This is a genomic window from Kitasatospora herbaricolor, from assembly GCF_030813695.1.
Lineage (GTDB): Bacteria > Actinomycetota > Actinomycetes > Streptomycetales > Streptomycetaceae > Kitasatospora > Kitasatospora herbaricolor.
The window spans coordinates 2,554,038-2,568,548 of record NZ_JAUSVA010000002.1 but is presented as its reverse complement, the minus strand read 5'-3'; the positions used below and the strand labels follow the sequence as shown (position 1 = coordinate 2,568,548).

General features: G+C 74.0%; 14 protein-coding genes. 7 read left to right on the top strand and 7 right to left on the bottom strand.

Annotated elements, in window-relative coordinates; genetic code table 11:
* Window positions 1–47: 47 nt before the first annotated feature.
* The 4 genes from J2S46_RS11565 to J2S46_RS11550 all read right to left on the bottom strand — a co-directional run bounded on the left by J2S46_RS11565 (window position 48) and on the right by J2S46_RS11550 (window position 5,415).
* A complete protein-coding gene (locus J2S46_RS11565; RefSeq protein ID WP_191291700.1) occupies window positions 48–1,379 on the bottom strand; it encodes a DUF6271 family protein in 1,332 nt (443 codons plus the stop codon).
* Window positions 1,376–2,407, bottom strand: a complete 1,032-nt coding sequence (locus J2S46_RS11560; protein WP_191291701.1) for a phytanoyl-CoA dioxygenase family protein — start codon at window positions 2,405–2,407, stop codon at window positions 1,376–1,378. Before J2S46_RS11560 ends, J2S46_RS11565 begins: the two co-directional genes overlap by 4 nt.
* A 535-nt stretch (window positions 2,408–2,942) precedes the next feature.
* Window positions 2,943–4,145 (bottom strand): type III PLP-dependent enzyme, encoded by a 1,203-nt coding sequence (locus tag J2S46_RS11555; protein ID WP_229912972.1) that lies wholly within the window; start codon window positions 4,143–4,145, stop codon window positions 2,943–2,945.
* An 892-nt stretch (window positions 4,146–5,037) separates the two neighbouring features.
* Window positions 5,038–5,415, bottom strand: a complete 378-nt coding sequence (locus J2S46_RS11550; RefSeq protein ID WP_191291702.1) for a Het-E N-terminal domain-containing protein — start codon at window positions 5,413–5,415, stop codon at window positions 5,038–5,040.
* A 151-nt stretch (window positions 5,416–5,566) separates the two neighbouring features.
* Here J2S46_RS11550 and J2S46_RS11545 point away from each other — a divergent pair, with 151 nt between their 5' ends.
* Both J2S46_RS11545 and J2S46_RS11540 read left to right on the top strand, forming a co-directional pair.
* Window positions 5,567–5,977 (top strand): chromosome partitioning protein, encoded by a 411-nt coding sequence (locus J2S46_RS11545; RefSeq protein WP_191291703.1) that lies wholly within the window; start codon window positions 5,567–5,569, stop codon window positions 5,975–5,977.
* Window positions 5,974–6,723: a hypothetical protein gene (locus J2S46_RS11540; protein WP_191291704.1), complete on the top strand. Its 750-nt coding sequence runs from the start codon at window positions 5,974–5,976 to the stop codon at window positions 6,721–6,723. Before J2S46_RS11545 ends, J2S46_RS11540 begins: the two co-directional genes overlap by 4 nt.
* A gap of 149 nt (window positions 6,724–6,872) precedes the next feature.
* On the opposite strand, the gene J2S46_RS11535 is transcribed toward J2S46_RS11540, so the two are convergent.
* Window positions 6,873–8,552, bottom strand: coding sequence for an alkaline phosphatase D family protein (locus J2S46_RS11535; RefSeq protein WP_229912973.1), 1,680 nt, complete (start codon window positions 8,550–8,552; stop codon window positions 6,873–6,875).
* Window positions 8,553–8,946: 394 nt separating this feature from the next.
* Between J2S46_RS11535 and J2S46_RS11530 the strand changes: the two genes are divergently transcribed.
* A complete protein-coding gene (locus J2S46_RS11530) occupies window positions 8,947–9,549 on the top strand; it encodes a dienelactone hydrolase family protein (protein WP_191291705.1) in 603 nt (200 codons plus the stop codon).
* A 67-nt stretch (window positions 9,550–9,616) separates the two neighbouring features.
* On the opposite strand, the gene J2S46_RS11525 is transcribed toward J2S46_RS11530, so the two are convergent.
* Window positions 9,617–10,552, bottom strand: coding sequence for a sigma-70 family RNA polymerase sigma factor (locus tag J2S46_RS11525; RefSeq protein ID WP_191291706.1), 936 nt, complete (start codon window positions 10,550–10,552; stop codon window positions 9,617–9,619).
* A gap of 174 nt (window positions 10,553–10,726) precedes the next feature.
* Here J2S46_RS11525 and J2S46_RS11520 point away from each other — a divergent pair, with 174 nt between their 5' ends.
* A complete protein-coding gene (locus J2S46_RS11520) occupies window positions 10,727–11,119 on the top strand; it encodes a helix-turn-helix domain-containing protein (RefSeq protein ID WP_191291707.1) in 393 nt (130 codons plus the stop codon).
* Between the two features lie 101 nt (window positions 11,120–11,220).
* Window positions 11,221–11,631 (top strand): VOC family protein, encoded by a 411-nt coding sequence (locus J2S46_RS11515; RefSeq protein WP_190209142.1) that lies wholly within the window; start codon window positions 11,221–11,223, stop codon window positions 11,629–11,631.
* Window positions 11,632–11,683: 52 nt separating this feature from the next.
* Here J2S46_RS11515 and J2S46_RS11510 read toward each other — a convergent pair whose 3' ends face one another.
* On the bottom strand, window positions 11,684–12,436 hold the full coding sequence (locus J2S46_RS11510; RefSeq protein ID WP_191291708.1) for a hypothetical protein: 753 nt from the start codon (window positions 12,434–12,436) through the stop codon (window positions 11,684–11,686).
* A gap of 169 nt (window positions 12,437–12,605) precedes the next feature.
* On the opposite strand from J2S46_RS11510, the gene J2S46_RS11505 reads away from it, so the two are divergent.
* Window positions 12,606–13,250 carry a GNAT family N-acetyltransferase gene (locus J2S46_RS11505; RefSeq protein ID WP_191291709.1) on the top strand — a complete coding sequence of 215 codons (645 nt, stop codon included), beginning with the start codon at window positions 12,606–12,608 and terminating at the stop codon, window positions 13,248–13,250.
* A gap of 3 nt (window positions 13,251–13,253) precedes the next feature.
* Window positions 13,254–14,510 (top strand): hypothetical protein, encoded by a 1,257-nt coding sequence (locus J2S46_RS11500; RefSeq protein ID WP_191291710.1) that lies wholly within the window; start codon window positions 13,254–13,256, stop codon window positions 14,508–14,510.
* Window position 14,511 lies beyond the last annotated feature (1 nt).

Genomic DNA, 14,511 nt, shown 5'->3' with positions numbered 1-14,511 from the left:
CCGCTCCTTCTGGTGGGCGGGTCGGCCGGCTCCCGGCCCCGGTGCCGCTAGCACGGCGGCTGCGCCAGGCCGACGGCCCGGCTCGCGGTCACCAGCGGTGCCCACGCCTCGATCAGCAGCGCGAAGGACTCGATGTCCGCCTGCGCCTCGTCCAGCAGCCGCTCCCGCAGCGGCCGCAGGTGGTCGGCGAACTCGGCGTACTTGCCGCCCAGTTGCCGGTACCGCTGGTCCACGACGTCCAGCCGGCGGACGTTCTCCGCGCGGTCGGCCCCGGCGACCCGCCGGGCGAACCCGGCGATCTCGCCGGCCCGGACGCGGTGCCGTTCGTCCAGCAGGGCCGGCCCGGCCGCCTCCAGGTCGAAGTAGACGGGGTGGAAGTAGAGCATCGACAGCAGGAACTTCACGAACCTCAGCTGGTACGCGATGAATCCGGCGCCGGTCCGGCGCTCCGCGGTGTAGTAGTTGACGATGTGCCGGTTGTGCACGACCGCGGGCAGCGGGGCGTGCCGGACCACGTGCAGCAGGAAGTAGTCGCTGCCGATGGTGTCTGTCGCCGGCGGCAGCGGGACGCGCTCGTACAGCTCGCGGTCGAAGCCGATGTTGCACATGTCCAGCCGCCAGATGTCGGGGACGTCCAGCACCGAGCGGTCCGTCGTGAACGGCTCGGTGCCGGCCCCGACGAACGACTCCTGGACCAGCTCCCCGATCTCCTCCGCGGACCACTCGGGCGGGGCCCACAGGCTGACCACGTCGTGGTAGACGGCGGGGTCCAGCTCCTTGATCTCACTGACGTCCACCGACAGTTCACCCACGAAGGAGCCGCCGACCATGGACACCGGCTTGCCGCCGTGCACCTGGTCCAGCGTGTTCTCGGTGACGCCGGCGGCCGCCTCGGCGCCGGTCCGCCCGAGCGAGAGCAGCTCGTGGTGGATCGGGAAGACCGGGGCGCCGTCCAGCGTCTGGTAGCCGCTGTCGGAGTCCCGGCGGTGGATCGAGTCGCAGCCGAGGGCGGCGGCGAGCAGGAACGCCCGGTTGGTGCAGGCGCCGTAGGAGACGGCGTCGGGGAGCATCAGGTCGAGCAGCCGCCCGGGGTCGGGGAGTGCGGCGCGCCCGATCGCCGCCCGGAGGAACCCGCGCTGCGCGGCCTCGTCCAGGTGGTGCACGATCACGTCCGGCACGGCGGGCAGTTCGCGGACGGCCTTGGTGTGCTCGGCGAAGCTCGACGGGTCGGAGGAGTCGAGGATCAGCAGTCTGACCTCGACGCCGAACTCCCGTGCCGCGTAGGCGGCCTCCTCGCCGATGTCGGCGATGGTGGAGGTGCAGGCCCGGTTGGTGGGCAGCGTCAGGCAGATCCTGCGCGGGGCGTGGTCGCGGCTCATCGGGCGGACTCCTCCCCGTGCCAGGGGTCGAGGCCGAGCAGCTTGCGGCCGAGGGGGTTGAGCTCGGCGGTGCCGTACCGGAGGGACTCGTGCTTGACGGCGTCGCCGACCAGGGTGCGGTTCCAGTCCGGGGTGCTGAGGGTGTACCAGGAGTTGATCCGCGAGCGGCGCATCTCCTCGTGCTCCTCCAGCGCGGGCATCATCGAGAGGTACTGGACCGCCCGGACCCCGCCGTCGGAGACGTTGCGGGCGACGCCGTGGGCCAGTGCGCCGTTCCAGATCAGCAGGTCGCCGGCGGACAACTCCGGTCGCACCACCGGGTATTCGTCCCGGTCGACGGCCGGGCGGATCGGGTCGCGGTCGGCCGGCTGGCCGAGCTTCCACTCGTCGAAGCGGCGGAACAGCTCGGGGTTGCACTGGAACCCGCCCCGGTCGGGCGCGGTGTCGTTGAGCGCGATGATGCCCTGGACGCGCTGCGGGACCACGCCGAGGGTGCTGTCGATGTCCCAGTGCAGTTCGATGTCGAACCCGGTGTCGGTGGGTTCGATCAGCGCGCGGTCGCGGTTCTTGATGTTCGGCGGGTTGAGGTTCAGCCGGTCGAGGGTGACCCAGAGCTCCTCGCTGTCCCAGACGTCGACGAAGGCGTCGTAGACACGGCGGGTCTGCCGGCTGTCCCAGAGCAGCTGGTGGTGGTAGGCCTCGACGAAGCCGTAGACGTGCAGGTGGCGGTCCAGCCCGTCGCGGTAGGGCCGCTCCTCGTACCAGGTGTCCGGGCGGTCCGGGTCGATGCCCTGGAACTCCCAGGCGAAGTCCAGCAGCCGCTGCGCGGCGTCGGCGGGGATCGCCTCCTTGACCACGACGTAGCCGTAGGTCTGCCAGAAGGCGAGGTCCTCCTCGGACAGCACCCGCAGGGGCTGGCTCTTGCGGATCTCCCTCAGCGGGGTCTGCGCCAGGTACGACTCGCCGTCCGTACTGAAGTACGGCCGGCCGGTCGCGGCGCGGTGAAGATACGGGTCGGTGCTCGGCATGCGGGTAGCTCCAGGGCCCAGGTGGGTGTCGGTGGGGTTCTTGGTGGGGTCGCCGCGGGGACGGCAGGGCCGTGCCGCCCGGCGGTGGTGCGAAGGCGGTGGTGCAAGGGCGGTGGTGCGAAGGCGGTGGTGCAAGGGCGGTGGTGCGAAGGCGGTGGTGCAAGGGCGGTGGTGCAACGGCCTCGGCGGAGCGGTGTACGGCGGAGCGGGGTGGTGCTCGCGCCCGGGTGCGCGGCGGCCGGTGCCGGGGTGCGGCCAGGCCCTCAGGACGGCCGTGAATTCCGGCCGGAGGAATAGGCGGCGGGCCCGTGGCGGCGGGTCGGGAACTCTCCCGTCCGGCCGGGCCGGTCGTCCCGAGAGGGTTCTGCCGGGGTTATCGAGGCGGGTGCTCCCGGTGTTCCGGCGGGTGCTCCCGGTGTTCTCCGGAGGCCGCCGGAGAAGCCGCCGGGGAATTGTTCCGGGTCAGTACGAAAACCCCCGCGGCCGTTTCGCCGGGCGCTTTCGTGGACGCGCCGTAACGGGCCGTGTCTTTCGGTCACCGGGCCCCCGCCGTTTCGCCGCGGACCCAGCCGTACGGCAGCGGATCGAATCCGTTGAAGCCCTGGGTCATGTAACTCCCGGCGTAGGCGCCGGCGGAGAGGATCCAGACCGGGTCCCCCGAGGCGACCGCGCTGGGCACCAGGACCCGGCAGTGCTCGTGAGCGTACGCGTCGTCGCTGTCGCAGCTGGGGCCGGCCACCACGGCCGGGACGTACTCCGCGTCCGGGTGCGAGGGGAAGACCAGCCGGTACTGCAACTCGTCCATCTCGTAGAGCCCGTTGAACTTCCCGCAGCTCAGGTAGAGCCAGTTCCGGCGCTCCCCGTCGAGCTGCTCGCGGGAGGACAGCCGGGCCACGTGGGCCTTGATCGCGCCCTGGTCGGCCACCAGGAACCGGCCCGGCTCCATCACCAGGCCCAGCCCGGGGCCGGCGATCTCGCGCAGCCGCTCGATACCCTCGCGGATGACGACGAACATCTTGTCCAGCGGCGGGTCGAGCGGATCACCCCGCCGGTCCAGGTAGCCGAGGGCGGGCAGGCCGCCGCCGAGGTTCACGTGGTCGAGCAGGATCCCGCGCCGCCGGAGGGCCACCAGCACCTCGCCGATCCGCTCGAAGGCCTCCTGCCAGGCCTCCGTCGTCATCTGCTGCGAGCCGACGTGCACGGAGAGCCCGGCCGGGGTCAGCCCCGCCGCCCGGGCGGCCTCCAGGACGAGCACCGCGTCGGCGCCTGAGCAGCCGAACTTCTGGCTGAGGCCCCAGAGCGCGCCCTCCCCGCTGGTGGCCAGCCGGCAGAACACCCGGGCGCCGGGGGCGTGGGCGGCGATCGCCCCGACGTCCTCCAGGCTGTCGGTCGCGAAGTCCCGGATGCCTAAGCGGTACGCCTCGGCGATGCTGCGGTCGGACTTCACCGTGTTGCCGTAGTGGATCCGGTCGGTGGCGACGCCGGTCCGGACGGCCTGGGCGATCTCGTTGGGGCTGGCCGCGTCGAAGCCGGCGCCCATCGCGGCCAGGTGGGCGAGCACCTCGTCCACCGGGCAGGCCTTCATGGCGAACCGCACGGCGACACCGGGCAGTTCCTCGACCAGGGTGGTGTAGCGCTCGCCGATCCCGGCGAGGTCGTAGATGATCCGGTCCTCGGACTCGGCGGCCAGGGCGGCGTGCAGGCCCCGGCTGATGGCGGCTGCGCCCGGGCCGCTCACCGGCGGGCCCTTCCGGGGCGTCCGGGTGCGTCGTTCCGGTCGGCGCAGCGGGCGTGGCCGCGCGGCGGTGCCTTGCGGGCCGGCCGCTCACAGGCGGGCGACTCCGCCGGCGCCGGCGGTCCCAGGAGGTCCTGGGCGGGGTCGTTCCCGGGGGTGGTGCGGACGTGCGGGTGATTCGGGGTGAACCTGCGGTGATGTCGGTCGGGTCGGGTCATGCGGTCACTCCAGGCTTCTGGTCTTCGGTGACAGGGCGGAACAGGAGCACGGCGGGGCCGGGTTCGGCTGACAGTGGGCAGCTCGTCGCGGATGCGTCGGGAATTCCCGTCGCGGAGACGATGGCTGTCGGAGGGTGAGGCGCCTGGATTCCGCCCCCGGGGAATAGTCGCCCTCACGAGTCCTGACCCTACATTGGACTAGACCAACTTTCGGCGTCAAGCCTTTCGGGTCGGTAACTCGCCTCCAGGTGTGGCAAAACAGTGAATTGACGCTCCGAAGGCCATTCGGAGAGCGCCGGGAAGGGCAATCAATGGGCATGCGCAGCGCCGCGCATTATGTGTAATACGAAAACAAAGAACGGCGTCCGGCGGAAGGTGGAGTGCAATTGCGCACGCCCGGGCGGCCGGGAGGCCGGCGGAGCGGCCGACCCCGGAGGCGCCACGAACACGTGATGCTGACGCCACGTCACTGTGCGCCGCGGCTTCGCAAGTCAGGGCTCACCCCGTGCGGAACGCGGGCCTCGCGTGCTGGGGGAGGGCGGAGGGGGCGAGCCGGGTCGGCGCCCGGTCGTGCCTGGGCGGTGGAACGGCCCCGGCCCGTGGCCACCGCATGGAACGAACGCGGGGCCACGGGCCGGGGCTGCTCGCAGGCTCCGGGGCCGGCCCCCGGATGCCCGTCAGTTGAAGGTGTTGGTCTGCTGGGCGTTCGGCCCGACGGCCACACCCTTGGCCTGCGGCATGTCCAGGTTGTACACGTCCCCCCGGCCCCCGGTCCGGGCGTTCCCGGGCGCCCTCAGCAATGCCAGCAGCCGCTCGGCGGCCTGCAGGAGCTCCTGGTCCTCCTGGGCGCCGGCCGCCGTGAGTTCCTCCGCCAGCACGGCCTCCCACATCTCCGGCTCGGCCTCCTCCACCCGTTCGTCGCGCCGTCCCAGCCGCCGCCGTGTCGCCGCGCGCAGCGCCTCGTAAGCGTCGCGGACACCGCTGTTGGCGGCGTCCGCCAGTCCGGCCGACGTTCCGGCCGCGACCGCGGCCACCACCAGATCCACACCCGTCACAGCAACACCCTTCGCCGACAGCCTCGCGGGGCCCGGACGCCGCCATCGCGTCGCGCCCCCGCCACGGAGGGAGGGAATCAGCTCTCCCGCCTCCCGTCAACGCGGATCGGTAGTACGGTCTGACGCAACGTCATACAGCTTGGGAGGCAAGGTGACCGATGAGGAGATCGCGGTCGGGTGGCTGTTCGCCTGGGTGGCAGGCGGAGGCCGTCCGGGTGGTGATCACGGCGCAGGTGCCGCGATGGCCCGCGTGCACGAGGTCGTGAGCGGCAGGCTCGGGAGCGAGACCGCGCTGCTCCGCCTGCGGGAGGAGGCCGAGGCCGGGCAACCGGCCGTGTCGGACGCCACGCGCACCTGGCTGGCGCTGGTACTGCGGGACGCGGTCGGCCGGGACCCGGTGTTCGCCGCGGCCCTGCGGAGGGCGCTGGCGGACGTCCGGGAGGAGGGCCGGCAGACGCCGCCCGCCGGGTACTCCGTGGCCGGCAACGTCATCCACGGACCCGCCGCGGTGCAGGTGGGGCCGAACGGCTTCCAGGTCAACAACTTCGGACGCCCGCGATGACGGATCCCCGATCCGGGCCGCCGCATCCGGGTTACCCGCCCCCGAACACGATCAAGGGCTCGGCGGGCCTGCAGTACGGCCCCCACGGCGTCCAGGTGAACGTCCCGGCGCCGGCGGGCCTCGGGCGCGGGGTGATCGCCCTGCTGGTGCTCGCCTCGGCGGTCATGCTCGCCGGCGGGCTCTTCTCCGTGGTCAAGCTCCTCGGGATCTCGGGCGAGCCGGTGCTGAGCGGCCCGCAGACCCTCGCCCCGAACCCCGGCGGCGGCCCCACCGGGGCCGCACCCGTCCCGGACGGTTCCTCCGGTCCGGCGGCGGCGCCCCCGTCCGCCGCGGCACCCTCCGCGGGACCTTCCGCGGCCGCCCAGGGAGTGCGCTGGCAGGGGAGGGTGCGGATGTCCATCCTCGGCCTGCGTCTCGACGCGGCCCCACCGACCGGCGGCAGCGGCGACTCGTCCGACGCGCAGCTGAACCCGCTGGACGGCTCGATCACGGGGAACTACGACCCGGCCGGCCTCGGCAACCTCGCGCTGTGGACCGGGCGGGGCACGCCCACCGGCCGGCAGTGCGCCGACAGCATCTCCCAGGGCGGTGTCTCCGTCCTCCAGGTGGCGGAGGGCAGCGTGGTGTGCGTCGGGACCAGGGCCGGGCGGACGGCCCTGCTGACCATCACGTCGGTGGGCACGGACTTCGTCAACGGGGGCACGGCCGACGTGATCGTCTGGTCGGAGATCTACGGCCGGAGCTGACGGCCGGTCCGCGCCGGCCGAGGGCGGGAGGGCGGCCGGGCGTCCACCCGGCCGCCGCGACGAACGAGCCGCCGCGGCGACGAACGAACGGGCCGCCGCGACGACCGGGCCGCCCGCACCCCGACCGGGTGCGGGCGGCCCGGCGGGTGTCACTTCACCGGAGCCCAGACGCGCTCCAGGGCCTGGCTGCCGGAGCGGCTGCGGTAGGAGCGGGTCCAGGTGCTGCTCGCGTCGCGCCTGGTGCGGTCGGACAGGATGTAGTAGTCCATCTGGACCTGGTCCGGGGTGACGTCCAGGACGCCGTAGCCGTGCGAGTCCAGGTCGATCCACTTCAGGTGCCGGTTGGCGGCCTTGAGGGCACCGGCGGCGACCAGCGAGACGGTCTGCGGGGCGACCTTCAGGAAGTCGTCGATGTTGTCCGAGGTCACCGAGGTGACCACGAACTCGGTGGCGACGCTGCCCGAGGCCGGGTAGGTGGCGGCCTCGTTCGGGACGTCGGCCGCCCACGCCGAGTGGATGTCGCCGGTCAGGAAGACCGTGTTGCGGATGCCCTGCGCCTTGAGGTGGCCGAGCAGTTCGCGGCGGTCGTGGGTGTAGCCGTCCCACTGGTCCGGGTTGATCGCCAGGCCCTCGCCCGGCAGGCCGAGCAGCTTGGCGAGCGGTCGCAGCAGGTAGTCCGGCAGGGACAGGAAGGCGACCGGCGAGATCATCACCGAGTTGCCGACCAGCCGCCAGGTGGTGTCGGAGGCGGAGAGCCCGGCCTTCAGCCAGTCGAGCTGGGCCCGGCCGGTGATCGTCCGGTCGGCCGAGTCGACGTCGCCGTCGCCGACCTTCACCTGCGCGGAGCGGAACGAGCGCAGGTCGAGCAGCGAGAGGTCGGCCAGCTTCCCGTAGCGCAGCCGGCGGTAGGTGGTGCCGGCGACGGACGGGCGGACCGGCATCCACTCGAAGTACGCCTGCTTGGCCGCGGCGACCCGGGCCGCCCAGTCGCCCTCGGTGCCCGGGGTGTGGTTCTCGGCGCCCACCGAGGAGGCGTCGTTGGCGAACTCGTGGTCGTCCCAGATCGCGATGGTCGGGATGGCCGCGTGCAGGGCCTGCAGGTCGGTGTCGGTCTTGTACGCGCCGTGCCTGGTCCGGTAGTCGGCCAGGTTCAGGATCTCGTGCGCCGGCTGGTGCGGCCGCACGACCTTGCCGGCGGCGCAGAACTCGCCCGTCCTGTACTCGTAGATGTAGTCGCCGAGGAAGAGGAAGACGTCGAGGTCGCCGCGCGCGGCCAGGTGCCGGTACGCGGAGAAGTATCCCGCCTCCCAGTTCGCGCAGGACGCGACGCCCAGCCGCAGCCGCTGGACGGCGGCGTCGTTCGCGGGGGCGGTCCGGGTGCGGCCGACCGGCGAGGTGACCCCGCCGGCGGTGAAGCGGTACCAGTACGTGGTGTCGGGCCGCAGGCCGCGGGCGTCGACCTTCACGGTGTGGTCGGTGCCGGCCGAGGCGGTCACCGAACCGCTCACCGCGAGGGCGGCGAAGGTGCGGTCGGTGGCCAGCTCCCAGCGGACCTCGGTGTCCGGTCCGACGCCCGAGCCGGGTACGGCGGCCGGGGTCGGGGTCACCCGGGTCCACACCACGACGCCGTCGGGGAGCGGGTCGCCGGAGGCGACGCCGTGGAGGAAGGCCGGGCCCTGGGCCGGCAGGGTGTCGGCGACGGCGCGCTCGCCGAGGGCCAGTGGCAGGGTCGCCGCCCCGGCGGCGATCGCGGTGGCCTTGAGCACCTGGCGGCGGCGCGGACGGGTGGTGGCGTCGGCCAGGGGCTTGTCATGTATGGGATCAATCACGGGCTCAGGCTACCGCCCGGTAATGCGGCGGCCCATAGGTGGGACTGACTGTTCGTCGACTCTTCACCGGCGCGTGGACACCGGCACCCGCCGGCGCCCGTCACGCCACCCGGCGGCCACGCGGGTGCGCGCCCGGCCGCTCACGCGGGGCGTGCGCGGCCGGCCTGGGGCGCGCCGGGCCGGGGGCCTTCGGCCAGGGGCGGGCGAAGGTGCGAGGGGCGCGCCGGGTGCTCGGGGACACGGCACGGCACGGCACGGCAGGGCATGGCGGGGCACGGCAGGGCACGGCACCGCAGGGCACGGCGCGGTACGGCGCGGCGCGGGCCGCAGGATCGCGCCGGATCATGCGGGATCATGGGAGACGACCCGACCGAGATCGCGAAGGAACGCACCCGTGGCCCAGATCGTCCTCCTCCACTCCGTCTACGGCCTGCGCCCGGCCGTCCACGCGGCGGCCGACCGGCTGCGCGCCGCCGGCCACCAGGTGCACACCCCCGACCTCTACGACGGCCGGACCTTCGACAGCGTCGAGGAGGGCATGGCGCACAAGGAGGAGATCACCAGCGACGAGCTGCTGCGCCGGGCGATCACCGCCGTCGTCCCGCTGCTCACCCCGGTGAACGGGACCACCCCGCCGCCGGAGGGCCTGGTCTACGCCGGCTTCTCCCTCGGCGGCGCCCTCGCCCAGAACCTCGCGCTCGCGGACGAGCAGGCCAAGGGCCTGCTGCTGCTGCACGGCACCTCGGACATCCGCGACGACGCCGCCACCTCCATCCCCGTCCAGCTGCACGTCGCGGAGCCCGACCCGTTCGAGTCCGAGGACTGGCTCAACGCCTGGTACCTGCGGATGCGCAAGGCCGGTGCCGACGTCGAGGTCCACCGCTACCGGGGCGCCGGCCACGTCTTCACCGACCCGGACCTGCCCGACTACGACGCCGAGGCCGCCGAGCAGACCTGGGCGGCCGCGCTGGACTTCCTGGCGGAACTGGACGCCTGAGGGACGGCGTGGGCGGCGGGCACCGTACGGCCGGTCCCGCCGCCCGCCGCGTACTGCCCGCTGCCGCTCAGCCGTCGAGCACCGTGGACAGGTCGAGCCGGCGCAGGCGCTCGGGGTCGGCGAGGACGTCGATCCCGACGATCAGGCCGTTCCGGACGGTGAAGCCCATCACCGAGAACGGCTCGCCCTGCGGGGCGGTGAGCAGGCCCGGCGCCCCGTTGACCAGCACCGGCCGGGCGAACCGGGCCGCCTGCGAGAAGGTCACCGCCCCGCGGGCCACCGCCGCCGCGCCCCGGACCAGCCTGAACCCGCCGGCCGTGCCCGTCCCTGTCCCCGTGCCCGTCCCTGCTCCCGCCTGCGCCGGGGCCGTCCCGCCGTGGTCCGCCCGCAGCACCACGTCCGGGTCGAGCACCGCGACCAAGGCTTCGAAGTCGCCGTTCCGGGCGGCGGCGAGGAAGGCGTCGACCACCTCGCGTTGACGGGACAGGTCGGCCTCCGGCCGCGGCGCGGCCCCGCGCACCCGCCGCCGGGCCCGGCTGGCGAGCTGCCGGGCCGCGGCCGGCGAGCGGTCCAGGACCGGGGCGATCTCGTCGAACGGCACCGCGAACAGGTCGTGCAGCACGAACGCCAGCCGCTCGGCGGGCGGCAGCGTCTCCAGCACCACCAGCAGCGCGAGTCCCACCGAGTCCGCGAGCAGTGCCTGCTGCTCGGGGTCGGTCCCCTCCGGGCCGCCGACGATCGGGTCGGGCAGGCGGACGTCCAGCGGATCCTCCCGCCGCGACCGGCGCGAGCGCAGCATGTCCAGGCAGACCCGCCCGACCACCGTGGTGAGCCAGCCGCCCAGGTTGTCGACCCCGCCGGCACCGGCCCGGCCGAGCCGCAGCCAGGCCTCCTGGACGGCGTCGTCCGCCTCGCTGAGCGAACCGAGCATCCGGTGGGCCACCGCCCGCAGGTGGGTGCGGTGCTCCTCGAAGCGCAGTGCCAGGAATTCGTCGTCGTCCATCGCCGCGGGTCTCCCGTCGTCCGTGTGCCGTCACCGCACTGACGCCGGGGCCCGGACGGATGTGACAGGGCGCGGATCCCGGGCGAGTACGAGAGCGGGGACGGGGCCGGGACGTGCCGGACCTGCGCCGGACGGACATGGCCCGGACGACGCGGACCGTGGTCTGATGGCGGGGTGAGCCGCGCCGCCGAAGAGACCAACCGCCTGATGCTGCGGGCCCGGGACGCGATGGACCGCGCCTACGCCCAGCCGCTGGACGTCCCCGCCCTGGCGCGGATCGCCCATGTCTCCGAGGCGCACTTCTCGCGGACCTTCCGGGCCACCTTCGGCGAGACGCCCCACCGCTACCTGCAGCGCCGCCGGGTCGAGCGGGCGATGTTCCTGCTGCGGGAGAGCGGGCGCAGCGTGACGGAGATCTGCTTCGAGGTGGGCTTCGGCAGCCCGGGGACCTTCAGCCGGACCTTCCACGACATCGTCGGCCGGTCGCCGAGGACCTACCGGAAGGAGGCGGCGGCCACCGTCGTGCCGACCTGCTTCACCATGGCCTGGACCCGCCCGAGCACCTGACCGGCCGCCGCGGGCGACAGGCCGCAACCGCCCGACGAGCGGTCGCCGGCCGAGCGGTTTCGGATAAGTTTTCGCCGGGCCCGGCCAGTAGCGTTGAGCACATGTTCAACGCCATCACGCACTCGCAGATTTTCGTTCTCGACCAGGACGAGGCCCTCGACTTCTACGTCGGCAAGCTCGGCCTGGAGGTCGCCGCCGACGTCGACATGGGCTTCATGCGCTGGCTCGCGGTCAGCGTCCCGGGCCACCCGGAGCGCCAGATCCTGCTGGAGCGGCCGGGCGCCCCGGCGATGTCCGAGGAGACCGCCGAGCAGGTCCGGGAGCTGGTCACCAAGGGTGCGACCGGCGGCTGGCTGATCTTCACCACGGAGGACTGCCGCAAGACGTACGAGACCCTGCTGGGCCTGGGCGTCGAGTTCACCGAGGAGCCCACCGAGCGCCCGTACGGGATCGACTGCGGCCTGCGCGACCCGTTCGGCAACCGCATCCGCTTCACCCAGCTCAAGGACTGAGGGCGGCCCGGACGGGTCACGCCGGGCTGCCCCGCCGTGACCCTTCGCCCGGTCAGCCCTGGGGGCGGTCCTCCGGCGGGCCGGCGGGCGGCGCGGCGGGCGGGGCAGGCGTGTACGGCTGCGCGGCGGGGAAGGGCGGGGCCGGCGTGTACGGCGGGGGAGCCGTGAACGACTGGGCCGGGGCGTAGGCCGGGGCGGAGCCGAACTGCTCCCCGGGGCCACCGGATCGGGCCGGGAACGGCGCCGCCTGCGGGTACCCGAGGTACGGGTTCTGCTGCGGCCCGGCCGCGCCGGGGGCCGCACCGCGGGAGCGGGTGGCGAGCACCACGACGGCGACGGCGAGCGCCAGCACCACGGCCAGCACCCGGGTCAGGTTCAGCAGCAGGGAGGACGTCGGCTGGGCGAACCGCCCGGCGGTGAACTCGTTGGTCAGCTCGTAGATCAGGAAGGCCCCGGCCGAGTACCCGTCCACGGCGAACAGCACCACGGCCGCCGGGCGCACCCACCGCCGGCCGCTGAACGCCGCGACGGCCAGCACGATCAGCGCGACCGACAGCGCGGAGTCGTAGCCGAAGAAGCCGACCGGTGCCTCCTGCACGTAGTGGTCGAAGCTGAGGCCCAGCGCGGTCGGCAGGTAGCCCAAGCCCTGCTGGCCGATGTCGTAGGCGAGGATCCCCAGTTCGCTCAGCAGTGCCAGCACCGACAGCAGGCCGATGGTGATCAGGGACCCGTCGGGGCCGCGGCGGACGGGTGGCACCCCCGGGCGCCCGTCGGCCGGCGGTGTTCGGTAAGGGTCGAACGTCACGAAGTCCCCCTTGCGGTGCCCATGTTCAGCGTGTCGGTCGAGGCTAGCGTGCCCGGATCCCCGGGGGAATACGACTGGGCCGCCGGGCCCCGGCGCAGGCCCCCGGCGACGCGCCGGCGGGCGGAAATCCCCGCGCCCCGCGGGCCGGTCGGGGCATAGCCTCACGCGCATGACCTCTGAACCCCCGCCGCCCGCGCGCCCCGGAAGCACCCCCGTCGCGACCGCCGTCACCCCTGCGGCGACTCCCGGACACCCATTCGGCGGTCGGGTGGAGATCCGGCCGGAGAGCGCTGCCGACCACCCCGGGGTGCACGCCCTGCACACCCGCGCCTTCGGCGACGACGGCCGGGTGTCCCGGCTGGTGGCGGAGCTCCGCGGGGCGAGGGCCGGGTCGGCGCCGCTGTCCTTCGTCGCCGCACTGGACGGCGCGGTGGTCGGCCACGTCCTGCTCAGCGGCTGCCGGCTGGACGCCCCGCGCCGGATCGTGGACGTGCTCAGCCTCTCGCCGCTCGGCGTGCTCCCGGAGCACCAGGGCCGGGGCATCGGGACCCGGCTGGTCCGGCACGCCCTCGCGGCGGCCGAGGAGGCGGGCGCGCCCCTGGTCTTCCTGGAGGGCGACCCCCGCTGGTACCGCACCCGCGGATTCGAGCCGGCCACCCCGGCGGGCTTCCGCTCCCCGTCCCTGCGGATCCCCGGACCGGCCTTCCAGGTGGCCCGGTTGTCCGCCCACGAGCCCTGGATGACGGGCACCTTCGTGTACTCGGAGCCCTTCTGGGCGCTCGACTGCGTCGGCCTGCGCGACCCGGAGGCCTGACCGGTGAGTGGCGGCGGCGGTGGTGGCGAGGACGATGAGGACTGGACCTACGAGCCGGTCACCACCCTGGAGGGGCTGCTGCAACGCGGCCGGGGCCTCGGCGCTCTCCTGGCAGTCGGTGATCCGCAGGCGCCCCGGCTGGTCCTCGCGTGCATCCGGCGGGACTGCCGCTGGGACACCAATGTCGACGAGCGCCATCGCTGTCTGGCCCGCCTGGTAGGGGACTTGGGGCTGCCGCTGGCACCGGTCATCGCCCTGCTGGAGGGCGGCGAGGTCGGGCACGGGAGCGCATCCGAGGTCCTCGGGCTGCTCGCCCTGGCGGGTTCGGCCGAGGCGCGGGAGGCGCTCCGGGCGTACATCCGGGACGGCGAGCGCTGGATGTCTGTCCTGGAGTCCGTCGCCGGGAGTTGGCCGGTGGCGGACTGGGACGACCTGCTGGAGCCGGTTCGGGCCCGACTCGTGGGCAGGGAGCCGGAGTTCTTGTGGCACGAGCCCTGGCTGCGGTGGCGGGACCGGCTCGGCCTGGTCGCACCGCCTGCCGTCGGACGCAGGCCTGACGCCCTCGCCGGGCTGGACACCGGGCGGCTGCTCGCGCTGATCGCGGCCCCGGGTACGCCCGAGGGCGACCGGAGCGACGCCCTGTGGAGCCTCTCCCGCCGTTCGCCGCGGCCGTCCCCCGGCTCCCTCGCACCGCTGCTGGCGCTGGTCCCCTCGCTCGGGGCCAGGAACGGTCGGGAGATCTCCGGGCTGCGCGGCGCGGTACGACTGCTCGGTGCCACGGCGCTCCCGGCCGCGCGGGAGTGGGCCGGCTCGGCGGAGCCGTGGCTCGCCCTGCTGGCGCTGGACGTGCTGACCGCCCACGGCGAGCTCCAGGACCTGCCTGTGCTGCTCGCCGAGTTCCAGGCCCTGCGGGCCCGCCGCGGGTGGTGCGGCTACAAGGACCTCGCACTCGCCCTGGCCAGGTTCGGCCCGGCGGCGGTCGAGGCCGTGCCGCTCCTGCGCCTGCTCTGGCTGCGCAGTCCGCACAGCTACGAGCGGGCCTCGTACCTGACGGCGCTGGCGGCGATCGACCCGTCCGGGCTCGACCAGGTCTACGTGCAGTCGCTGTGGGACTGCGAGGCCGACGTCCGCCTGCTGGCGGTCGCCTCGGCACCTGACGGCCCGCTGGTCCGCGAGCGGCTGGCCCGCCTGCGGGACGACCCGATCGAGGACCCGACGGTCAGGGCCGCCGCCGCGGAGCGGGTGGCGGCCCTGAACTGAC